The sequence below is a fragment of the Mesorhizobium sp. RCAM 05104 genome, assembly GCF_059683645.1.
The window spans coordinates 4,880,242-4,902,571 of sequence record NZ_CM185033.1; the positions used below are offsets into that span (position 1 = coordinate 4,880,242).

General features: G+C 61.1%; 20 protein-coding genes and 4 pseudogenes. 12 read left to right on the forward strand and 12 right to left on the reverse strand.

Annotated features, from left to right (window positions below):
* Positions 1-37 precede the first annotated feature (37 nt).
* Entirely contained in the window at positions 38-232 is a 195-nt protein-coding gene (locus AC56QP_RS23930; protein WP_489863213.1) for a hypothetical protein, read from the forward strand.
* Between the two features lie 292 nt (positions 233-524).
* Here AC56QP_RS23930 and AC56QP_RS23935 read toward each other — a convergent pair whose 3' ends face one another.
* Complete coding sequence (locus AC56QP_RS23935; RefSeq protein ID WP_489863212.1) at positions 525-1,601, reverse strand: methyltransferase; 1,077 nt, start codon at positions 1,599-1,601, stop codon at positions 525-527.
* On the opposite strand from AC56QP_RS23935, the gene AC56QP_RS23940 reads away from it, so the two are divergent.
* Positions 1,600-2,991 (forward strand): alpha/beta hydrolase, encoded by a 1,392-nt coding sequence (locus tag AC56QP_RS23940; protein ID WP_489863211.1) that lies wholly within the window; start codon positions 1,600-1,602, stop codon positions 2,989-2,991. The two genes, AC56QP_RS23935 and AC56QP_RS23940, sit on opposite strands and share 2 nt — an antisense overlap.
* A 135-nt stretch (positions 2,992-3,126) precedes the next feature.
* Here the strand turns inward: AC56QP_RS23940 and AC56QP_RS23945 are convergent.
* Positions 3,127-3,270, reverse strand: a pseudogene (locus tag AC56QP_RS23945) (IS91 family transposase); the annotation flags it as partial.
* 93 nt (positions 3,271-3,363) lie between these two features.
* Here AC56QP_RS23945 and AC56QP_RS23950 point away from each other — a divergent pair.
* Positions 3,364-4,121 (forward strand): annotated as a pseudogene (locus AC56QP_RS23950) (IS5 family transposase).
* Between the two features lie 263 nt (positions 4,122-4,384).
* On the opposite strand, the pseudogene AC56QP_RS23955 reads toward AC56QP_RS23950, so the two are convergent.
* From AC56QP_RS23955 to AC56QP_RS23965, 3 genes and pseudogenes are all read right to left on the reverse strand, one after another.
* Positions 4,385-4,704 (reverse strand): annotated as a pseudogene (locus AC56QP_RS23955) (IS21 family transposase); the annotation flags it as partial.
* A 464-nt stretch (positions 4,705-5,168) separates the two neighbouring features.
* Positions 5,169-6,158: a methyltransferase gene (locus AC56QP_RS23960; protein WP_489863210.1), complete on the reverse strand. Its 990-nt coding sequence runs from the start codon at positions 6,156-6,158 to the stop codon at positions 5,169-5,171.
* 163 nt (positions 6,159-6,321) lie between these two features.
* Positions 6,322-7,974, reverse strand: a complete 1,653-nt coding sequence (locus AC56QP_RS23965) for a hypothetical protein (protein ID WP_489863209.1) — start codon at positions 7,972-7,974, stop codon at positions 6,322-6,324.
* 247 nt (positions 7,975-8,221) lie between these two features.
* On the opposite strand from AC56QP_RS23965, the gene AC56QP_RS23970 reads away from it, so the two are divergent.
* Positions 8,222-8,551, forward strand: a complete 330-nt coding sequence (locus AC56QP_RS23970) for a hypothetical protein (protein WP_489863208.1) — start codon at positions 8,222-8,224, stop codon at positions 8,549-8,551.
* A gap of 45 nt (positions 8,552-8,596) precedes the next feature.
* On the opposite strand, the gene AC56QP_RS23975 is transcribed toward AC56QP_RS23970, so the two are convergent.
* The gene (locus AC56QP_RS23975; protein WP_489863204.1) at positions 8,597-8,899 is read right to left on the reverse strand and encodes a DUF736 domain-containing protein; all 303 of its coding nucleotides are present in this window, start codon (positions 8,897-8,899) and stop codon (positions 8,597-8,599) included.
* A 387-nt stretch (positions 8,900-9,286) separates the two neighbouring features.
* Between AC56QP_RS23975 and AC56QP_RS23980 the strand changes: the two genes are divergently transcribed.
* From AC56QP_RS23980 to AC56QP_RS24000, 5 genes and pseudogenes are all read left to right on the forward strand, one after another.
* Complete coding sequence (locus AC56QP_RS23980) at positions 9,287-10,513, forward strand: tyrosine-type recombinase/integrase (RefSeq protein ID WP_489863207.1); 1,227 nt, start codon at positions 9,287-9,289, stop codon at positions 10,511-10,513.
* Positions 10,507-11,424, forward strand: coding sequence for a tyrosine-type recombinase/integrase (locus AC56QP_RS23985; protein ID WP_489863206.1), 918 nt, complete (start codon positions 10,507-10,509; stop codon positions 11,422-11,424). Before AC56QP_RS23980 ends, AC56QP_RS23985 begins: the two co-directional genes overlap by 7 nt.
* The gene (locus tag AC56QP_RS23990) at positions 11,424-12,431 is read left to right on the forward strand and encodes a tyrosine-type recombinase/integrase (protein WP_489863205.1); all 1,008 of its coding nucleotides are present in this window, start codon (positions 11,424-11,426) and stop codon (positions 12,429-12,431) included. Before AC56QP_RS23985 ends, AC56QP_RS23990 begins: the two co-directional genes overlap by 1 nt.
* Positions 12,432-12,758: 327 nt before the next feature.
* Positions 12,759-13,061, forward strand: coding sequence for a DUF736 domain-containing protein (locus AC56QP_RS23995; RefSeq protein WP_489863204.1), 303 nt, complete (start codon positions 12,759-12,761; stop codon positions 13,059-13,061).
* Between the two features lie 162 nt (positions 13,062-13,223).
* Positions 13,224-13,391: pseudogene (locus AC56QP_RS24000) on the forward strand (DUF736 domain-containing protein); the annotation flags it as partial.
* A gap of 87 nt (positions 13,392-13,478) precedes the next feature.
* Here the strand turns inward: AC56QP_RS24000 and AC56QP_RS24005 are convergent.
* The 3 genes from AC56QP_RS24005 to AC56QP_RS24015 all read right to left on the reverse strand — a co-directional run bounded on the left by AC56QP_RS24005 (position 13,479) and on the right by AC56QP_RS24015 (position 15,134).
* Positions 13,479-14,009 carry a Ros/MucR family transcriptional regulator gene (locus AC56QP_RS24005; protein ID WP_489863203.1) on the reverse strand — a complete coding sequence of 177 codons (531 nt, stop codon included), beginning with the start codon at positions 14,007-14,009 and terminating at the stop codon, positions 13,479-13,481.
* Between the two features lie 548 nt (positions 14,010-14,557).
* On the reverse strand, positions 14,558-14,806 hold the full coding sequence (locus tag AC56QP_RS24010) for a conjugal transfer protein TraD (protein ID WP_489863202.1): 249 nt from the start codon (positions 14,804-14,806) through the stop codon (positions 14,558-14,560).
* A gap of 1 nt (position 14,807) precedes the next feature.
* On the reverse strand, positions 14,808-15,134 hold the full coding sequence (locus tag AC56QP_RS24015; protein ID WP_489863530.1) for a conjugal transfer protein TraD: 327 nt from the start codon (positions 15,132-15,134) through the stop codon (positions 14,808-14,810).
* A 172-nt stretch (positions 15,135-15,306) separates the two neighbouring features.
* On the opposite strand from AC56QP_RS24015, the gene traA reads away from it, so the two are divergent.
* Both traA and AC56QP_RS24025 read left to right on the forward strand, forming a co-directional pair.
* Entirely contained in the window at positions 15,307-18,360 is a 3,054-nt protein-coding gene (gene traA, locus AC56QP_RS24020) for a Ti-type conjugative transfer relaxase TraA (protein ID WP_489863529.1), read from the forward strand.
* Between the two features lie 128 nt (positions 18,361-18,488).
* Positions 18,489-18,701, forward strand: a complete 213-nt coding sequence (locus tag AC56QP_RS24025; protein WP_489863201.1) for a helix-turn-helix transcriptional regulator — start codon at positions 18,489-18,491, stop codon at positions 18,699-18,701.
* Positions 18,702-18,984: 283 nt separating this feature from the next.
* Here the strand turns inward: AC56QP_RS24025 and AC56QP_RS24030 are convergent, their stop codons facing one another.
* A complete protein-coding gene (locus AC56QP_RS24030) occupies positions 18,985-19,629 on the reverse strand; it encodes a hypothetical protein (protein ID WP_489863200.1) in 645 nt (214 codons plus the stop codon).
* 182 nt (positions 19,630-19,811) lie between these two features.
* Here AC56QP_RS24030 and AC56QP_RS24035 point away from each other — a divergent pair, with 182 nt between their 5' ends.
* Positions 19,812-20,018: a helix-turn-helix domain-containing protein gene (locus AC56QP_RS24035; RefSeq protein ID WP_489863528.1), complete on the forward strand. Its 207-nt coding sequence runs from the start codon at positions 19,812-19,814 to the stop codon at positions 20,016-20,018.
* An 80-nt stretch (positions 20,019-20,098) separates the two neighbouring features.
* Here the strand turns inward: AC56QP_RS24035 and AC56QP_RS24040 are convergent, their stop codons facing one another.
* Positions 20,099-21,472 (reverse strand): tyrosine-type recombinase/integrase, encoded by a 1,374-nt coding sequence (locus AC56QP_RS24040; RefSeq protein WP_489863199.1) that lies wholly within the window; start codon positions 21,470-21,472, stop codon positions 20,099-20,101.
* 310 nt (positions 21,473-21,782) lie between these two features.
* Positions 21,783-22,058 (reverse strand): hypothetical protein, encoded by a 276-nt coding sequence (locus AC56QP_RS24045; protein ID WP_489863198.1) that lies wholly within the window; start codon positions 22,056-22,058, stop codon positions 21,783-21,785.
* Positions 22,059-22,330: the final 272 nt, after the last annotated feature.

A 22,330-nucleotide genomic window follows, 5' to 3' on the forward strand; every position in this document is an offset into this window, starting at 1 on the left:
GCGGACGACGACGACGACCAGTGCCGACAAGCTGACGGTGACGACGGCGCTCGACCAGGATGTCGACGGCGCTGCCGATCAGACGCAAGTCTATGTCAGGAATGCTAACGGCTCGACCACAACCACAGATTCGGAAAACAGCGTCAATGGCACTTTGCTTCGCAAGGCGGTGACATCAGCGTCGGCCGAATGGCTTGATTCAGAGCGATTCCACCGGCAACGGCGTTTTTGATCTGACCAGCACAGAGACCACTGTGGTTGAGCCACCGCAGCGACCAGGCGGGTTCCGGGTTCCTGCTATGGCTTGGACGCCAGTGGCCATATCTCGCAGGGGTCGTAGAAGCCCTTGGCAGCTTCGACCGCCTTGAAATGATGCCGGTCCCGGTTCTGGCGCTGGACGACGATGGGGCCAGGCCAGGAATCATCATTGTTCTGGCGGGTATTTTCCGGGCCAGCAGTTCCCTTCTTCCGACGTGACGCGGAATCATTGAAAAATTCCGCGTTATCACAGCTTGGCTATACCGTTATTCCTTCACGGCCTCGACGATGCCCAGCATTTTTGAGGGGGGATACCAGACCTTGCGGTATTTCCAGCCGGACCTTTCCAGTAGCGCAGCGTATTCCTCTTCCGTGCGTTCCCGGCCGCTGCCCCAAATCAGCATATGAACGTCAAACAGCTTGGAGAAATGCGAGGTGTCCGGGTCCGGGACGACCTGCTCGACGATCAACAGCCTGGCCTGCTTCGGCGCCGTCCGCTGCATGGTGGAGAGAATCTGCAGGCATTCCGAGTCGTTCCAGTCATGTAGAATGCGCTTCAACATGTAGGCATCGGCGGAAGGCACCGCCTGGAACATGTCACCAGCCACGTAGGTGCAGCGATCTCCGACCCTCATCTTCGCTGCCCACAACAACTCTCGATTGGCGATCACGCCAGGCAGTTCCAACACCGTGCCTTTGAGGTGCCGGTATTTGGCCAGCAGGTTACATAGGGCATAGCCATGGCCGCCGGCGACGTCGCAGAGATGCGAGACGCGGGAGAAGTCGTAAGTTTCGAGCGCTTGCAGCACCAGCATATTGTCCATGCCGGAGAAGCTGCTCATCGCCGCGTTAAATACGGCGCCGTAATTCGGATTTCGGGCCGCATACTCGAAGGCGGGCGCACCAAACTCACGAGCAAAGCCGTCCTGGCTCCCTTCTGCGATCAGGGCGCTCAGGTGCTTCCACGCAGCGTAGTGCTCGGGACCTTCTTCCAGCAGGGTCATCGCGCGCAGGCTATGCGGGTGGTCCTCGCGCAACAGTTGGCCGCTCGCGGTCAATGAGAAGGTTTTGGCCCGATCCTCGCTCAACAGCCCCAAGGAACCGAGCGCCCGCATGAGCCGGTACAACAGGTCCGCATCCAACCCGCGCTCGCCGGCGACGTGGGCAGCGGTCTTGGGATCGCTCGCAAGGGCGTCGAAGACGCCCAACTTGGTTCCCGCATAGAGGATTTGGCTCCGCCATCGCCCGAAGATGGTTTCGATCACCTGTCCGCTGGCATCCCCGGCCGGACCGTGCTGAGGCGGCGAAACCTCGACCGGCTCTCGCAATTGCTGTTGCGGCATGGCAATCTCCTTTGCTGAAATCTTTGGTCGCCCCGGAGCGGGTGACCGCGCAGGCATTCAACGCTATGCTGGCGATGGTAGGCGTCGCAGCTCGGCGTGTAACGAAAGGCCGACGATGGTTCGCCGAAATTTCGACGAAAGCGCCCCAAGCCGCACGGACGCGGCGGCATCGCGGATGAAAGCCGACCTGCCCAGAAACCTTTACTTCGCCGGCTGGACCCTCAATCTCGCACGCCTTTCGCTGGAGCGCGAAGGTAGGGAGGTTTTTCTCAGGCCCAAATCATTTGAAGTGTTGCATTACCTGGCGGCGAACTCTGGCCGCGTTATCACCAAAGACGAATTGATGGAGAGGGTCTGGTCCGGGACCATCGTCACGGACGATTCGCTCGTGCAGTGCATAAAGGACATTCGCGAGGCGATCTGCGATCAAGAGCGGCGGATCGTCAAGACCCTTCCGCGACGCGGCTACCTGTTCGCGGCGGTCGTCACGGACGGCGCGACCCCACCAATTTCAGCGGATTCCGTATCCCCGATCCGCTTCGCCAAAAGCGGCGAAGTCCACATCGCCTATCGGGTTTGGGGAGAAGGTCCTCGCCATCTTGTGTTCTGCCCCGGTTTTGTCACCCATATCGAGAACGCGTGGACCGAGCCGAGCATGGCCCGGTTTCTGCGCCGCATGGGACAGTTCGCTCGGGTCGTCATGTTCGACAAACGCGGGACCGGCATGTCGGACCGTGTCGAAAGGGTTCCTGGCCTTGATGCGCGCGTAGATGATTTGCGTGCCGTTCTGGATGCTGTGGACGTCGAACGGGCGGCCATCATCGGTCCGTCCGAAGGCGGCTCGCTCGCCGCCTATTTCGCCGCCACCCAGCCACACCGCTGCGAAGCGCTCGTGCTCTATGGTGCGTTCGCGCACTTTGCCTCTTGGATCAGAAGCGAAGAGGCCTTGCAGAGACTGTTGCAATACATCGATACGAGCTGGGGCAGCGGCGCGAGCTTGCCCATGTTCGCTCCCTCGATGGTAGGAAATGCGGCATTCCAAGAATGGTGGGGACGATACGAGCGGCTCGGCGCGACTCCCGCCGCGGCCATGGCGCTTATGCGTCTGAACAGCGAGATCGATATCACCGGTATCCTTCCCAGCATCCGCGTTCCGACCCTGGTCATTCACCGAACGGCAGACGCCTGCGTTAATATTGAAGGGGGGCGGCAGCTTGCCGCCAGCATACCGAACGCACGTTTGGTCGAACTCCCTGGCGCTGATCATCTCCCTTGGGTGGGCAACAACACTGATGAGATTCTTTGGCTCATTGAAGAATTTTTAGCCGGTCGGGAGCTCGCAGGCGCGGTACCGCCACCACGGCCGTTAAACTATCCAGCGCGGCACTGATGGTATTTTTCGGGTTGCTGACGTCGCCACAGCGCTGCTTATCGTTAAGCATCGCCCGATTGATGTCGATAGTCTCTAAACCCACCAATATTAGATTCAGCCAATTTTCCTCTTTGAATTTTGAATTCAAGATCACGTCTCCGACGCTGCCTTGAACAGCAGGTCGTAGACCAGCGCCTTGTTGTGGAATGCGATGTCAGCGACCTCGGCCGGCAGCGTAAACCCGACATGGACGTAGCCGACTGGCAGCAGGTCGGCCTCGCGCTCGGCCAGCCAAGCGCCGCCAAGCCCTAGGCCGGATCGACATTCAGGATTCCCAAATCATCTGATGTCTGATTCATGAGTTTCCGTGTTCAGGCCACGGAGCGGACGATGGGGATCAAGCGGTACGAATTGGATAAAGCGCAATGGCTGCGGATCGCGCTGCTTCTGCCTGGCAAGGCGCGTGATCCGGGCCGCACTGGCTCGGATAACCGTTTGTTCGTGAACGGTTGTTTGTGGGTCCTGCGATCGGTCGCGCACTGGCGCGACTTGCCCGAACGTTATGGCAAGTGGAAGACGGTGCATCGGCGTTTCAGCCGGTGGTGCCATGCCGGCGTGTGGGAACGCGTGTTCGACACGCTGACCGCTGACCGCGACAACAAGTACCTGATGCTCGACAGTACCATCGTTCGCGCCCACCAGCAGGCAGCGACCGGAAAAGGGGGGCCAAGGATCAGGCGCTGGGGCGTTCCCGAGGTGGACTGACCACCAAGATCCACATGCTCTGCGACACGCTTGGCCGTCCCTTGCGGTTTCTGATCACACCTGGCCAAGCCAATGACATCACCGCTGCTCCTGACCTTCTGAAGGGCCAGGAGGCCTGTGCCGTGCTCGCCGACAAAGCCTATGACAGCAACGATTTACGCCAACGCATCGCCGACATGAAGGCCGAGGCGGTGATCCCCTCCAAGCGCAACCGCAAGGTCGCCATCCCTCACGACACCGACGTCTACAAGCACCGAAATCGCATCGAACGATGCTTCAATCGCCTCAAGCACTTCCGTAGATTCGCCACGCGCTACGACCGACGCACAATTCACTTCACAGGCTTCGTACACCTCGCCGCCGCAATGATCTGGCTGCGGTGAATGTCGATCCGGCCTAGTATTTCGGGCAGTGCCGGTTGCGGCAGGAGTTGTAGGCGATCCGTCATTGGCTGCTGTCAATCGGCCCGCAATTGGGACCCTGGATCGGCGCGCAAAAGGGGGCAGCCTCAATCTCGCTGCATGTGAAGGCTGAAGTCGCGATTTTTCCGAGGGGGAATCAGCGCGATGGAACGGAGATCTGGGCCGACGAAACTTGCGCCGGCGGGCTTCGTCGTCGAGCATGCGAAGATCGACACGTGGCTCTAGTCAAACTGGTAGGCCTCGCTCGGCGGGAAGAACACCGGCACATAAGCTTCCGCCGTCGCTGATCCCTGAGCCTTCGCCCAGGTCTTGGCGTATCGGCGATCCGTTCGTAGCTGCCGTCGTATCCGAGACCGCGAAACTCCTTAAAGATCCGGATCAGCGTTAGCCGCTCGCGCCCAACCTTGCTGTGATTGCCGTTCAAAAATCCATCGAGCCGATCCTGCCAGGGGCCGATCTTCGGCATCGGCTGATGCTCACGCTCGTAGCGGAACTCCGTCGCGTCCGACCGCAGCACTTTCCGGACAACCTTCCGCGATATCCTTCGCGGCAGATCTCCTTGATCGGCGTTCCTCAGCCCATTTTGTGCAAAAGAAGTGCAAAGCTTCTTCGGCTTCATCCTTTTTCATGCACGAGATCATGGTTCGGGTGTTGCTCGAAACGCAAGGCGGTACCGGCTTCGGAGCCGCAGGCTCGGTGATCATCTTGTGTCGAGGTTGGAGTTGTAGGCCGGAAGACGCCGCGTGTCCAATGCGGGCGGTTCTCCATCGAAGCTGCAAACGCCACAAGGGCGGGGTTGCACACGATGTTGAAAACCGCAGCTGATAGATTGGTCTTCTATGACCCTAAAAACCGGCAGCGGCGGTGGGCAAGCTCGCAACACATCTACTCGCAATCGCCAGTCCGCCTTCGATGGTGTTGGCCGGGTCTCCTTTGGCCAAGACCCGGGCTGCCTATTGTGCGGAACCGGAACGTCGTGTGAGAGCAGCCGGCAAGGGCTATCTTTGATTAGGCTGGGCACGCCTCGAGGATGGAAATGGGTCCCCGGGTCTGAATCACTCGTTCAAGGCGCAGCCCAGCGGCGTCGAACAAGCTTGCATATTGGGCCTGCGTTCTCTCCAGGCCGCCAGTGACGGCGAGCATGACCACGTCGATACCCTTGATCTGGTTCGGTTCGTCACCCGGCGGCACGAGCGTCTCGGCCACAAGCACCTTCCCGTTCGGCAGCATTGCCTTGCGGCAATTTCGCAGGATCTCCGCGGCACGCCCATCATCCCAATCGTGAACGACCTTCTTGATGACGTAGACGTCACCGGTGGGAACACTTTCAAAGAAATTACCGGCGACAAATTCGGTGCGCGGCAGGTCGCCTCCGGCACCCTGGCGTGCTGCCGCGACGCCCGAAGGCAGATCGAAAAGCACGCCGTCCAGGTGAGGGTTGCGAGCCAGGATCGCCGAGAGAAGCTGGCCATGTCCGCCGCCAACGTCGACGATCCGCGTGAACGGCTTGAAATCATAGGCTTCGGCAACGGCCTCGTTACTGCCTTGGCTCAGGGCGACCATGGCACGCTGAAACAAGGCAGCCTGCTCCGGATGTTCCGACAGCCAGTCAAATCTTGGGCTCCCGAACACCTTGTCGAAGGCCGGCTTTCCGGTGCGGACAGAATGCAAGAGTTGCTCGAAGGCAAGATAGGCCTCGCTGTTGATCATGCGGACGAAGTTGCGGGGACCCGGCTGATCGGAGCGCAGCACCGCACCAATTTCCGTCAACTGGAAATGACGGGGCAGTACCTCCCTGAAGACCCCTTCAGGCGCGAGAAGTCGCATTACACGATAAAGCGCGTCAGCATCTGACTGAGTGGCAGCCGCTAGTTCATCCACCGATTGCTCGTTGACAGCAAGGAGATCGGGGATGCCGAGTTCGACAACGACGCGCAGCGCCTGCGACACGGCGAATCCAAAGCCTAGCCTCATGATCTGTTGTGATGGGTTGAGCATGACATCCCTCCGATACGGGAGCAACGCTGTTATCGCGCAGGCGCTTCCAGGCATGCCACCGAGCGCTCGAACGCAAGGTGGCCGTCATCGGTCGCAAGTATGAGCTGATGTTCCCGGCGCAGCCCGTTGGACGCGATCTGGGCGATGGTACGCGCCGGTGCGTCTAGCTTTCGAGCTGCTTTTTGCCGATTTCGTCGATGGCGCGTGCTCGTTGCTTCGCGTCCGGGATGCGATCGGCCTGCGAACGCATCGCGGCCCAGAACGCAGCCCAGGTGTCGGCTTTGAGGTTGAGTTCCGGATCGAAGGTCGAGTCGAACTTTGCCGCTCGGGACGGTGGGACCAGGGTGGCGCTGTGCGTGGCTATCAAGAAGATGCCTTCAGTGTCCAAATCCGCCAGCTTCGGCACCAGCGCCCGCATCTCCTGCTCAAGCAGCTTCACGCCCGCCCGGTTCAGGTAGGCAATCATGCGACGGGCATTGGACGGATCGTGTGAAGCCATGATGCTTGCAAACAATTGCTGGCGATGGTCCTGAAACGGCGTGGCGACGTACATCGTCGCCGTCAGCAGGCCGTCGTACTGCCACAACTCCAGCCCCGAAGTGTTCTGGAATGCATCGACGGCTCGTTGTCCCAGCTCCGTGGAGTTGAAAAGGAATGCACGGCATCGGCATTCGGCGGGCGTGGTCAACAAGCGAAGGATCTCATCGTTCAACAGATTGCGCTGCCCGGCATTCAGCTTGTCCGCGAACTTGCCGAGATCGGGCAGACGGCCGCCAAGGACGGAGGGGCTGCCATCGACCAGAATGTTGTAGGCCGCTGCCTTAATCATGTTGTCGTCGACGAAGCCGGCCCTGTCGAGCAGGGCGACGATGCTCAGCCCGCTGCGATGATCGCCTGCGGACACGAGTTCGTATGCATGCTTGGCCAGCGAGACCGAGTTATCCTTCGGCTTGGGCGGCAGAGATGGATCGAATGCATAGATCGCGCCGGCCATGGCCTGCGAAGTAAGGTTGACGTCGCCATAGCTCACCACCTCAAAAGGTCCCTGCCGCGTTTCCCAAACAGATTGCGCGCGGTTGAACGGTCCCATATTCATCATGAACAGCGGAACATAGGCGGGGACACGTGCCGAGATCCTGCGCCATTTAAGGGCGTCCGCCTTCTGTCCGTTCTCAACGACCACCGCCTTGAGTTCAGAAGACCAGGCTGAAGTCTGACGATTGTAGGGCGCATGAAGAATGTGGAGACCGTCCGGGACGGTGGCGAGCTTGGTTATCTTGAAGCACTCGTCGATCCTGCCAACCGTGCGAAGTTCAAATGTCGGGTCGTTTTTGGAGCAAGCTTCGCCGGAGGCCAGTGTCGTCTGCTTGATCGAGTTGATCGGCTTGGCGCGATCGTTGTCCGTGTAGCCGATCTCGACCTGCCGATCCACCACGCCCTCGGTGACAAAGGTGCGGCTGAAATTCAGATAGTCATCGACGACCAGGGTTTTGATCTTCGCCAGGCTCGGATCGATGTCGGGCGGCATTATCTTCGCCGCCTCGAAACTCAGATATACGCGCATGACAACGGAGATCAGGGCCCATCCGCCGAAGAACAGGACCGGCGCCCAGGCATAGCCGGATTTGCCGCGCCGCATGCCGCCCGCGACGAGGAGCAATGCGACCCCGAGAGGCAAGACGAGACTGACGAGCATGCCAACGCCGCCGAGTACCCCCATGGTCAGGGCGGTAATCGCCACCCCGCCATAGGCGCCAAGCCCGCAGGCAACCGCCAGGACGACAATGCCGACGGTAATTTGGCCAGTGCGCTCCATACAGTAATGTTTAGACAGGAGAGAGTTTCGGCTGCGCTAATGGCCATGCTTAAGATGGCTTAAAGAAAAAGGGCGGCATCGCTGCCGTTGTCGACTTCGACGCCTTTGGCTAGCAACGCATCCGCCAGCGCTACCGACTGTGGCGCGAGCGGAACGCCGGCGCCGACCGTTATGAAGACGGGCGGATATCGTTCTGACCGAACGGAAGGACCACCTCGATTATCTTCGGAAGAGGTTCGCGCCATTCGTGAAAAACCTGATTCTACGCGGCGGCGTATCGGCGAAAGATCGCAGAGCAGCCGGCATGGCATTGAATGTCCCGGATGACGATGAGCGGCTGATCCTCGCGACAGGCCGCTATATTGGCGAAGGCTTCGACGATACCCGTCTCGACACGCTGTTCCTGACGATGCCGATCGCCTGGAAAGGAACATTGGCACAGTGTGTCGGCCGGCTTCATCGCGAGCACGACGGGAAAAGGGATGTCCTGGTCGTGGATTATGTCGATCAGACGGTTCCTGTCTTCGCCCGGATGGCTGGGAAGGGACGGACGGGTATCGCGCGCTGGGCTACGTGATCGAGTAGCGGCGCCCCGCCGTGTTGGGAGGCGCCGCGGTGTCGATCAGCGTGACCAGATCAGCGCATATTTGCCATCGTCGCCTTCGAAGAGGTTGGCGTAGATGGGTGCGCTGAAGGAGGGATCGTCGAGCTTGACCGAGTGGTAGGTCCGGTCCTCCTTCGAGGTCCGGCGCCAGGCGGCACCGATCTCGACGCCGGAGACGATGACCCGCAGGTCGGGCGCCTTGTCGCTGGTGACGGCAGGATCGCTGGGGATGAGGCGCGCCTTGGCGTCGATGGCGAGGGTCTTGATGGTGCCAGTGTAGGTGCCGTCGTTGCTGAGGGTGAACGAACCGATCTGGGACATGGTGGAACTCCTGTGCTGTGTTCAAGCCCGCGACCATCGCGGCCTTGTGGCGATCGAGAGCCCCGGGACGGCCGACCCGCACCGTCAGGCCGCAGCGCATGCGAAGGACGGCGCGCGGCGATCTTGTTGTTGGGCGAGGAGCGGCGCAGCCGCGGGGAAGAAGATCGCCGCCGCGCTGTTGCGGGGAACAGGCCGGGTCGCAGACCGCATCGCGGGGCAGATCCGCCAGAACAAGGCCCGTCGGTCGCAAGGCATCACAGCACCCGGCAGAACCAGCCTGCAGAGGGCGTTCTCACGCCACCCGACAGCACCAGGTACTATCGCTGACGTTCCGAATGACAGCCACCTCGGATCATAGTCCCGCCTCCACATGCAAAAGGAGGCGACATGCCAACAGGTGTTTATGTTCGTAAGAACGCGGTCGAGGACCGCTTGAAGGCGGGGATGGCTGCGGAACACGCGGCGGACTTTGCGCAATGGCTTCGTGAGCGACGGTATACGCCACGCACCGTCATTGAGAAGATGCGGCTGCTTGCGAGCTGGACGCACTGGGCGCGCGCGGAGAATTACATGTTTGCCGCGGTCCGTGAGGCGTATGGGGCATCGTTCGCCTTGATCGCAGCGGGACAGTGCCCGCGCTTCCGAGGCGACGTCAACCAGGACGCGGTCGAGACCGCCAAGCTGTTCATCGCCTATCTCGAGGATCGCGGCGTGTTGGCACGCCTGCCGGCCAAACCGGTTGCGCCCCTGGTGACCGAGTTTGCGGCTTGGGCCCGCGAGCAGCGCGGTCTGGCCGAAACGACGCGGGCCACGTATCTTGGGACGATCATTCCCTTCATCGATGCGCTGGGGGAGACGCCGAGCGCCTACGACGCGGTGATGATCCGTGCGTACATGACCGAACGCGCGAAAGCGGTATCGATCGCTCGGATGAAGGGGATATCGGTCGGCATCCGCGCGTTCCTGCGCTTCCTGATCGCGACAGGACGATGCGGGCCTGGGCTCGACCACGCCATGCCCAATGTTGCTGGCTGGCGGCTGGCCTCGATCCCGCGCTTTCTGCCCGAAGCCGATATCACGCGGATCATCGGAGCGTGCGAGGGAGAGCGTCGCCTACGCGACCGGGCTATCATCCTGATGCTGGTCCGGCTCGGACTTCGGGCGAGCGAGGTGGCACGGCTCAGCTTCGGCGATATCGACTGGCGGCAGGGCAGCATCCGCCTGTTCGGCAAAGGCCGGCGCGAAGAACTGCTGCCGCTCACCCAAGAGATCGGCGACGCGCTGCTTGCCTATATCGACCGCAGCCGACCGACGATGGCCGTGCCATCCCTGTTCATTACCGAATATGCGCCGCTGCGACCGATCGACCGCATCACGGTCAAATGCCTGGTCAAGCGCGCGCTGGAACGCGGGGGTGTCGAGAGCCGCTATAAAGGCGCGCATATCCTGCGACACTCGGCGGCCACGGCGATGCTCCGCCACGGCGTCAGCCTGACCAATGTGGGCACGGTGCTGCGCCATCGGTCGCCGGATATGACCGCGCATTACGCCAAGGTCGATATCGCGCTTCTGGCGGCTATCGCGCAGCCCTGGCCGGGGAGGTCGCCATGCTGACCGATGATGCCGATCGTTACATCGAGCTGCGCCGCTCGCTCGGCTTCAAGCTCGCCAAGACGGCCCGACACCTCACCGCGTTCACGCGCTATGCGGTCGACTGGGGCGACACCCATGTTCGCGGCGAGACCGCGCTCACCTGGACGGCGGCCGTCTCGTCGACCCCGCGCAGCCACCAGCGGCGGCTTGGGGAGATCGCGCTCTTCGCCCGCTTCCTGCACGCCGAGGATCGCGCGCACGAGGTGCCGCACCATCATCCCAACCACAGTGCTGCAACACGTCCCGCGCCTTATATCTACACATCCGAGGAACTGGCGCGCATGCTCGACGCCGCAGGTAATCTGCGGCCCCAGAAGCCCAGCCCGCTCAGGCGCCACATCTATGTGATGCTGATCGGGCTGCTGGCGTCGACGGGCCTGCGGATATCGGAGGCTCTGAACCTGAGGTTGGACGATCTGCTGCCCGACGGCGTGCTGCACATCCGCCAGACCAAGTTCAACAAGAGCCGGATCGTGCCGATGCACGCCAGCGTGGTCGAGGCGATGCGGGCCTATCTTGAGGTCCGCCGGCGGTTCGCCGGGACGGACGACCATGTGTTCCTCTCGGTGGATGCCAAACAGATGCCGCTTCGAACTGTCGAGAGTACTTTCCATGTGATCCTGCGCCAGGCTGGCGTCGGTCAAGATAGGTCACGTCGCCCACGTATCCATGATCTGCGCCACACCTTCGCGACTCGCGTGCTGGAGCAATGCGCGACGCGCCGGGATGATGTTGCGCGGGACTTCGTCGCGCTCTCCACCTATCTCGGCCACGCAAACATCCGGCATACCTACTGGTATCTGGAAGCCACGCCTGACCTCATGGCCGACATTGCGGGGGCTGCCGAGGCGCTGATCGACGGGAGGCGCTAATGACGCCGCTCGCTCCGCTCATCACCAGCTTCATGCGCGTGCACATGCCGCAACAGCGCGGCTACAGTCCGCACTCTTGCGAGGCCTACGCATACAGCTTCCGGCTGCTGTTCGCCTTCGCTGCCGGGCGCTTGCATACGCGCCCGTCTTTGCTCCAACTCGAGCAAATCGACACGGAGATGGTGCTCGCGTTCCTGCATCACATCGAACATGATCGCGGCAACGGAGCGGCGACCCGCAACCTGCGGCTCGCCGCGATCAAGGCGTTCATGCGCTATGTCGAGCTCCGGCACCCAAGCGCCCTGGAGCAGATCGCCCAGATCAACGCTATCCCTGGCAAGCGTCATGACCACAAGCTCATCCGCCACCTGACCATGGACGAGGTCCGCGCCGTGCTCGATGCGCCTGATACAACGACGCGCCTGGGTCTGCGGGACCGGGCGATGCTGCACCTCTGCTTCGCCGGCGGCCTGCGCGTCTCTGAGCTGGTCGGCCTCGCCCTGGAGAACGTCACGCTGCAACCCAGTCCGAGCATCCTGGTGTTCGGCAAGGGCCGGCGCGAACGCAGCCTTCCGCTCTGGAAAGAAACGGCCCGCGACGTGCGAGCCTGGCTTGCCGTGCGCGGAAAGCCACCGGCGACGGAGCTGTTCGTCAATGCGCAAGGGATGGCGATGACCCGCGCCGGCTTCGAGTACATCCTCGAAAAGCATGCAAAAGCCGCCGCGGCTCGATGCCCGACGCTGGTCGGGCGCACACTGTCGCCACACCTTCTGCGGCACAGTTGCGCTGTCCTCATGCTGCAGGCCACACGCGACATCCGTAAGGTCGCGCTCTGGCTTGGCCACGCCGATATCCGCACTACCGAGGTGTACCTGCGGATGGATCCGTCCGAAAAGCTCGAGGCCATCGAGGCCGTGTTGCCGCCGGCGCTTCGTCGCGGTCGGTTCAAGGCGCCCGACGCATTGATCGCATCGCTGATGGCCGATGCGTATACCGTGCCGACATGAGGCGGGATGGGCCGTGTGAGCATCATGGCAATGCAGCCTGACCGGATCTGGGTGGTCCTGCTGGGTGCCGTGATGCCTTGCGACCGACGGGCCTTGTTCTGGCGGATCTGCCCCGCGATGCGGTCTGCGACCCGGCCTGTTCCCCGCAACAGCGCGGCGGCGATCTTCTTCCCCGCGGCTGCGCCGCTCCTCGCCCAACAACAAGATCGCCGCGCGCCGTCCTTCGCATGCGCTGCGGCCTGACGGTGCGGGTCGGCCGTCCCGGGGCTCTCGATCGCCACAAGGCCGCGATGGTCGCGGGCTTGAACACAGCACAGGAGTTCCACCATGTCCCAGATCGGTTCGTTCACCCTCAGCAACGACGGCACCTACACTGGCACCATCAAGACCCTCGCCATCGACGCCAAGGCGCGCCTCATCCCCAGCGATCCTGCCGTCACCAGCGACAAGGCGCCCGACCTGCGGGTCATCGTCTCCGGCGTCGAGATCGGTGCCGCCTGGCGCCGGACCTCGAAGGAGGACCGGACCTACCACTCGGTCAAGCTCGACGATCCCTCCTTCAGCGCACCCATCTACGCCAACCTCTTCGAAGGCGACGATGGCAAATATGCGCTGATCTGGTCACGCTGATCGACACCGCGGCGCCTCCCAACACGGCGGGGCGCCGCGCACATCAGCCCGTTATTGTGCGGCGCGAAACAGCCACAAAAGCCCCGGGATACCGGGACCTCCAGCACGCGACTCCGCATAATCCCGCGCTACGCATAATCGGTGTTATGCGGTGCACCGCATAACACAGAGTTCGGGGCGGCATGGAAGAAGACCTCGCGCGAGGGACGCGACTACCACTCCGTAAAGCTCGACGATCCCAGCTTCCCCGCTCCGATCTATGCGAGCCTAGTCGAGACCGACACCGATGGCGACTTCTCGCTCATCTGGTCCCGCCGCACCGCAGAATGATCCATCTCAACACGAAGCCCCACCGCAAGGCGGGGCTTCGCCATGTTCAGGTCAGGCGCAGCCTAGGCCTCTGTCAGATGCAGCAGGTTACGCTTTGGCCCGCGCCTTGCGCGCCTTCTTCACCGGCGACTTGATTGCCGCCGCAGTGGTTCTCGCTGCCGCCGCCCTGACGGCCGGTTTGCGTTTTTCTGCCGCGGCAGACGTGGGCGTCGCCGCCTTGCGCCCAAGTCCAATTGATTTCGCCAGGGCCGACCGGGTCGCCGCATAGTTAGGCGCCACCATCGGATAGTCCGCTGGCAGGTTCCACTTCTGCCGATACTGGTCGGGGGTCAGGTTAAAGTGCTGAAGATGCCGCTTGAGCGATTTGAATTTCTTTCCATCTTCCAGACAGATGATGAAGTCGGGCGTTACCGATTTCTTGATCGAAACTGCCGGCTCCTGTTTTACCACGGGTTCTACCGCCGGCGTGCCAATGCCATTCAGGGCGGCGTGGATGTCGCCGATTAGTTTCGGCAACTCGCCAACCGGTACTGGATTGTTCGATACATAGGCCGCGACAATGTCAGCCGTTATCGACACGGTATCCAGTTTGTTGCCTTGCTCGAGAGCAGTGGTCATATAATTTCCCTTTTTTGTATCGGATTAATTGAGCGACGATTGATTTTTCTGCCCTGCCCACGACGCAAATAGTACGTTTCTTCGTAAAATCCACCTCTCTTGCGCAACATGACAAGAGTAAGTTTCGCTTCTGTCATTCCATCGGCTGGGATGCCTTTGAAGATCTCATCTAAAGCGAGGAGCTTCCCTCGCTTTTCCGCCCGTTCCAGCTGTGCAGAGCAGTGCTGGCTCGCACCCTGGCTATAGAGTTTGTATCAACGCGCAGTGTGCATGATCGCATCTGTGGGGCGTGGGAGGTTTCGAGGGGAACACGATCTGGCATTTGAAGGTTGCTGATAGGGCAGCACCTGCTTTGACGAGCTTCGCCTACTCAAGTTTTGCGCCCTTCATCATCTGGATCAAGGCCTCGCGAGAGAAGATTGTCGCCGGTAGCGAGGAAGATCGCGAAAGCCTCCTGCGCAAGCGCTTGACTGCGGCGTCGGCGCTGGCGCACCGGCGGAAGTCTGCTGTTAGGGCTTCGTGCCGGCCGCTGCTCGCGCCAACTGTGGCTACGTTCGCCGTCCCATCTGCTCTTCACGCCGTTCAGCATCGAACGCCTGCCTACCCTTCGCAGTCCATAATCGTTGTGCTTGCTCTCCTTCATGGCTCTGCAGCTTCGCAGCGATCCAGAGCATCGCGCCGTAGATGGTAGCGCGATCTTCGTTGGTGAGCTCGACGATGCCTGCCTTGACGACGAGACCGCCAAGTTCGATCAGATGTCGCGTGCGCTGGCGTCGCTCGACCTGCCACCCGCGCATGTCACTGCGAGCCTGTGCCGCTTGCCGGCGATTGTGGGCTGCCCGGTTGTGTTGGAGCGCCGAGTGGGTTGCGCTGAGATGCCGGAGCAGTTCGCCGGGACCCGCTCTCGAAAAACATCACTCCACGCTTGGCCCATGCCTCACGCTTTGAGGTGTCTTTCGTCTCAGTGATCGCGACCAGCGCGCCGGCCAGTTCGTCGCTGCTGAGCTGATCGGCGCCGGTGGCAATCACCAGCTCGCCAAGTTGCTGCACCTTTCGCGTTTTGAGCTCTCGCGCTCTGTCTTCCAGCGCCTTCAGTTCGGCGTCGAAATCGCGTGGTTTACGCATGGCTGTCTCCATCGGTTGTCGATCGGAGGATGATAGGGGAGCGCCTGCGGGAAGGCTTCAGTGTTGCCGAGACAGCCCGGGACGGGCTGGTCCATCCCGAGATTTTTTCGAGGGAGGGCGCGCTTATACGTCGTGCCGACGTGCGCTTTGCCGTGCAAATGATCCCGTCGTGATGGCGATCTATCATCTTCATGTCAAAGTCATTGGCCGCAAGGCAGGCTCGAGCGCTGTCGCGTCGGCGGCCTACCGCTCGGCGTCGCGACTACGTGACGAGCGGATCGAACGCACTCACGATTTCTCGGCCAAGCGCGGCGTCGTCCATTCCGAGGTGATGCTGCCGGAGGATGCTCCGGAGGCCTGGCGCGACCGCGAACGGCTGTGGAACGATGTCGAAGCCTTCGAGGTCCGCAAGGACGCCCAGCTCGCCCGCGAGGTCGAGTTTGCGCTTCCACGTGAACTCAGCCAGGCGCAAGGCATCGACCTGGCGCGCGACTTTGTACAAGTCGAGTTTGTAAGCCGAGGCATGGTGGCCGATCTCAATGTGCATTGGGACAGCGCAGAGGATGGCAGCCCCAAACCGCACGCTCATGTCATGCTCACCATGCGGGCCGTGGACGAGAACGGTTTCGGGGCCAAGGTTCGAGACTGGAATGCTACCCAGATGGTCGAGCGTTGGCGCGAGCGGTGGGCGGAGCTGGCCAATGAACGCCTGGCCGAACTCGACATCGACGCCCACATCGATCATCGCAGTCTGGAAGCACAGGGCATTGCCCTGGAGCCGCAGACGCAGATCGGTGCGCCAGCCCAGCGCATCGAGGGCAGTGGCCTTGCTGCTGGCGACATTGAAGCCGATCGCGCCGAACTGCATCGCGAGATCGCGCGCAACAATGGTGAGCGCATTATTGCGGTACCGTCCGTGGCGCTCGACGCCATCACCCATCAGCAATCGACCTTCACCCGAAAGGACATCGCGAAGTTCTCGCATCGCCACAGCGACGGAATGGAGCAGTTCAACGCGGTCGTGACAGCCATCAGCAATGCACCCGATCTGGTCGAACTCGGCAAGGACGGACGCGGCGAAGACCGCTTCACCACTCGGCAGATGATCGAGACCGAACAGCGCCTTCACCGCGCGGCGGAGCGTATCGATTTGGACGAGCGCCACGCGGTGAGCAACGCACATCGCGAGGCAGCACTGGCGCGGGCTGCGCAACACGGGCTTGTCCTTTCGGGCGAGCAGGTCGATGCGCTTGAGCACATCACCGATGGTCGCGGTCTGGGTGTCGTCGTCGGCTTTGCCGGAACGGGCAAGAGCGCCATGCTGTGCGTTGCGCGCCAAGCATGGGCAGCGGCGGGCTATGAGGTTCGAGGCGCGGCACTCTCCGGCATTGCGGCCGAGAATCTGGAAGGCGGTTCAGGTATCTCGTCGCGTACACTTGCCAGTATGGAGCATAGCTGGGAACAGGGCAGGGATCTGCTCACCGCGCGCGATGTCCTGGTGATCGATGAGGCCGGCATGGTCGGCACGCGCCAGTTGGAGCGCGTGCTTTCCCATGCCGCGGACGCCGGCGCAAAAGTCGTCCTCGTCGGCGATCCGCAGCAGTTGCAGGCAATCGAAGCCGGTGCCGCATTCCGCTCGATTCACCAGCGGCATGGCGGCGTAGAGATCGGCCAGGTGCGTCGGCAGCGCGAAGATTGGCAGCGTAATGCGACCCGCGATCTCGCAACCGGCAGGATCGGCGCCGCGATCAGCGCCTACGACGCGCAAGGCATGGTGCACCAGGCTGCAACGCGCAATGAGGCGCGCAGCAATCTCGTCGCGCGCTGGGATCGAGACAGGCAGGCGCATCCAGAGGCAAGCCGGATAATCCTCACCCACACAAACGACGAGGTGCGCGCGCTCAACAACGCAGCGCGCGAGCGTATGCACGCTGCTGGCGAACTCGGCGACGAGGTTCAGGTGAATGTCGAACGCGGTGCAAGGGCCTTCGCCAGCGGCGACCGGGTCATGTTCCTGCGCAACGAGCGCGGGCTTGGCGTCAAGAACGGCACGCTTGGCATCGTGGAGGAAGTCAGCACCCAGAGCATGACCGTTCGCGCCGACGATGGGAGGTCGGTACACTTTGACCTGAAAGACTATTCCCACATCGACCACGGCTATGCCGCAACCATTCATAAGGCCCAGGGCATGACCGTCGACCGGACCCATGTGCTCGCCACGCCAGGCATGGATGCACATGGCAGCTACGTCGCCCTCTCGCGACATCGCGAAAGGATGGACCTGCATTACGGCGGAGAGGACTTCGCGACCCGCGAACGGCTCGTCCGGACGCTGTCACGCGACCGCGCCAAGGACATGGCGTCGGATTACGATCAGCTCGACCCGGCGCAGAGCTATGCCGAGCGGCGCGGGATCAAGTTCCGCGAGCGCGTGGTCGAGATCGTGCGCCGGATCGTTCCGGAGAAGCTGCGCGACAGGATCGGCGGACTGCTGGACGGGTTGCGCTCGCCTGGAGACGGCGAGCCCATGCAGGAACGTGGACCTGGACCGGAAAGGGAAGATGTAGGGGTGCGGATCGGAGATGCAGGCCCGACGCCCGGCAGAGGAAATCTCGCCACCGGCGTGCCGCGCGACACGAATGTGCCGGTGGACGCGGAAACAGAAATGCGGCGAGCCCGCACCCAGTCGCTTGTGCGTCACGCGCGCGCTCTCGACGCGATCCTCAGTGCTGGAAATGCCAACGGGCAGGGCAGTCCCGAACAGATCCGCGAGTTGAGGGATGCGCGCAACGCTTTCGAGAAGGTGCGGCCTCATGGCTGGCGCGATGCCGAAGCGGCCTATGTGAAAAATCCCGAGCTGGTTCGTGAAGCAAGCGCCGGCCGTGTCAGCCGCATCGTGCTTGCTCTACAGCTTGAGACGGAAATCCGCACCAGGATGGACATCGATCCCGTCCGCCGCGCCGACCGTTTCGTCGAGCGTTGGCAAAAGCTCGACCGTGCGGGACGGGCGCAATATCAGGCCGGCGACATGACCGGCTACAAGGCCACGCGATTGGCGATGGGTGACATGGCCAAAAGCCTCAAGCGCGATCCGCAGCTTGAATCCCTGCTTGCCAATCATAAGAAGGCGCTTGGCATCCAGGTCGAATCCGGCCGCCGCCTTGGTGCGGAACTCGCATTCACCCACGGCATCGACCTCGGGCGGGGCCGGGGCATTGGACTCTAGACAGTCCTATCTGCCGCCGTCTCTATGCCGGGGTACTATGACGCGGAAAACCCTCTTGCGCGCCCGCAAGTGTCTGTCCTCTCTTGATCAGGAGCAGTCAAAAACAACCAGCAGGAGGCAGTGCGTCCATGCGCGAACCAGACCGTATCATCCGCCTGAAAACCGTCGTCTCCCGGACAGGTCTGTCCCGGTCCACCATCTATCGCAAGATCGCCGACGGCACCTTCCCACGCCAGATCCAGATCAGTATCCACGGTGCAGGCTGGCATGAATCCGACATCAGTCGCTGGATCACCAATCCCGTTTCGTGGCGTCCGCAAGACCAGGGCGACAAATTGTGATCAGGGTGATGCACAATTCGCGGAAAGCTGGCCTTCACCGAGACGCAGCTGTCACGGCGGCAGGGTTACTGCCGTGTCCGTCAGGCGCGCCGCCGAGGCGAGCGAAAATGGCAAACCAGAAACGATGGTCGGCCTCGCGACTATCAAGATGGCTTGCTCAAGCAGGGCAACTTTGGAGCGAAGCGGCCGTAACGGGCTGCCTCCGATCCGGCTTCCTTCGAAGCAGGCTGCATCCTCACCCCTTATAAGGTCCGTCGGCTAACGATTGCCCGATCGATCGCGATCATCGCCGGATCGATATTTTATGGTGGCGGCCGAGGTCATCCAGCACCGAACGGATATGAGGCCAAGGGAAATCGGCGGGATGTTCCCAATGCTCACCGTCATGCAAGATAACGAGCAGCTTGGCTAAAATGCCCTCGATGGAGGTAGCGGCTGTCTGCGGTAGATTATCCAGAAGTTCGCTTTCGGCTATTTCGGATTGCCGTATCAGTTCGTCTGCTTTCGAATAGCCGATCTCAGCATCGGCGGCATCCCAACGCGCCTGGTGTGCCGCGAAGTCGGCAACCGCCCTGTTCCATTCGACTTCAATTTCATGAGAGTACGCGTCGTTCAGGCCTTCCATGGAATGGAGCGTTGATTCCGTACCATCGGCAAGCCGTACCTTGGCGCAGGGAAAGCCGACCGTCCTGGCGAGGTGTGTCTCCAACCTTTGCTGTTCGCGGCACAGCGCCAGTGTCTCGTTGTGGATCTTTTGCCAGTTCCCACACAGACGGAGAGCAGGATCAGCCGCGCTGCTGCCGTCCGTCAGTTCGGCGGCCCGTGACTTTACATGGAAGGGCCATGCCACGGCGGCCGTGGCCGTGCCCGCCAGCAAGCGCCGCCGGGTGACGAAAGACAAACTCGTGCTATTGTCGGAATCATCCATGATCCGAGCTCCATGAAAGCTGGGGTTGTGGTTAGGTTGGACAGGTGTGACCGCACCTGTCCAACCGCTCAAGATGCTTGTCGGCATCAACGGTAGTATCAGTGTTACTATCTATGGCCAGCAAATGCAACAACTTAGTAACAGGGTTACTACGAATGGCAATAACTTCGGCCCAGTGTCGGATGGCGCGGGCAGCTCTTCATCTAGGCATTCGAGAGCTTGCTGCCCTCGCCAAGGTCTCTCCCAACACTATCGCGCGATTGGAGCGCGGCGAGGTTCTGTTCGACACCACGCTGCAGGCGGTAAAAGGTGCCCTGGAGAACGCTGGCATCGAATTCATTCCAGAGAATGGTGGTGGGCCCGGCGTGCGCTTAGCCAGCCGAAATTAGAGGCGGCGTCACGCAGCACCCATCGAACTGAGCGGAACAACTCAGCGCCACCGCTGATAATTCCGGTTCGCCCAATACGATCAGCGACCGATATTGCTGAACAGCTTAGCGTTCCGTTTTTCTCGCGAGCTTATAGCCTTCGGCCAGCGTTGCCGAGGCTCATGTCTTAGAGCTTCGGTCCGTTCCCGCCCCCGCAAAAACGCAGCCCAATCGCTCATCATGGCGCGGCGCTTCTCAATCATGGTTTCGCGCCGGTATGCGGCCTCGACGTCGCTATTGATGGCGTGGGCGAGCGCAAATTCCCGCATGTCTCGGGGATAGTCGGACAACTCCCCTGCCCAATCAGAAAACGTTGACCGCAGCCCATGGGGCACGGCTGGACGCTTCGAGTTTTTGTCGAGCCAGCCCGTGCGGCCCGCCTCGATTTCGCTTTCGTGCATCCGTCTCATGGTGGCGCTCAACGTCATGTCGGACAGCATGCCGCCACGGATCGCTGGAAACACATATTCGGTATCGGCGGTCGCGGCCTCTTTCATCGCAGTTAGGATTGCCATTGCCGCATCGGATAGCGCCACAACGTGCGGGCGCCTCATTTTCATTCGCGATGCCGGCACCGCCCACAATTTGGCGCCCCAATCGATTTCCGGCCATTCCATGCCGCGTACTTCGCCGGATCGCGCAGCGGTCAATGTCGCGAATTCCAATGCCCGTGCACCCGTGCCTTCGCGTTTGCGCAATGCTGCGAACCACGTGGGCGCGTCTTTCAACTGAACGGCGGGCTGATTATCGACTGTCGCAACCTTGCTTGGCTTGGACAACATGGCATTGAGATTGCCCTTCCACTGTGCCGGATTGTCGCCCTCGCGGTGTCCGTGTGCCTTTGCCCAATCAAGCACCCGTTCGCAACGTTGCCGCAAACGCGTGGCCGTCTCCGTCTTGGTCGTCCAGATCGGCTTAAGGATTTCGACCATGTGATGTTTGGTGACTTCGGAAACGGCAAGATTGCCGATGACGGGCATTGCATACGTGTCCAGCGTGGATTGCCATTGCTTCCGATGCTTTTCGTTCCTGAATTCCGCCAGCGTGTCGGCAAGGAATTTGTCAACGGCATCGCGGAATGTGAGATGGCGCTTTGCGGCCTCGATCGCGGCTTTGCGACGCTCGCGCTTCTCTTGAAGCGGATTGATGCCGTTGCGGATTTTGTCTTTGGTCGCCTTCGCCCGCTCGCGGGCTTCGCCCAATGATACGTCATGCCCGCCAAGACCCATTTCGCAACGCCGGCCATTGACGTTTGTTGTGCGCAATAGCCATGACCGGCCGCTGCCCGGCGTGATTTGGAGCATGAGCCCGGCAACACCGCCAACAGCAAACACAGCGTTGCCCGGTGTGGTCGATCCGGGGTGTTTCAAGTTCTTGACGGCTAGTGCTGAAAGTTCCTTCGCGATCTTCGGCATTTCTCAATCCCATCATCTTACCCGCCAAAAATAGTGGCATTGGATGATACAGATTGCAACGGCGCGAGACAGCTATTTTAGATTAAAGTATTGATATTGCCTTATTATGTTCATTGGTTGAGACGACATGAGACAGCAATATGGCTGTCGCTCTCTCCGCCATCAATCCGATTGCCACATATGTTATTGATTTCACAGCAATTTAATCAACGTACTCAGTTGGCGGTGCCCCAAGGCGGTGCCCCAAAATATGGCTATTGTGACGCACGCATTTGGAACTGTGTGATAAATTCGAGCGCGTCCATCGCGGTTAGCCCCTCGTTTTCCCACGCTTTAACTGCGGATTCGAAATACGCCTCTTTTTTCTTGCTTCCGCAATCTTCCAAAGCTCCTCGCCGGCCTTTGTGAATAGAGCATTGCCGCAGATGAGAGTGTTGCCGGTTGGTGGCAGTGGGGCGTCTCCATCCGCAAACCTAAAAAAGATGGTTTTGTCGAAATAAGTGCGGGGCGCAATTGGGCCAAAACCTTGGCGCGAGAAACCACCCAGTGCCTCAAACGAGATAAGACCCGCTTTATCGAGATGCAACAACCCCTCATAAATCTGTGCAGAAGGGCTGTCACGGGCGGGTCATGACGTAAATAGCTTTCGTACGACTTGCAGGTCGAATGCAATCGCCTTGCTGGCAGAACTCCTCATAGCTGCCTCAGCCAAGGGAGCTGCCGACTGCGGAACCATAATCCCATCATGCATCGGTAGGGCCGCTATCCCCAGGGCCGGCCGCCGAATTAATTGCCGTCGTTCCGCTGTCGGCCCCTTCTCGGTATTCCCCATCTATGAGTTCACGGCCCGGGTCCTCG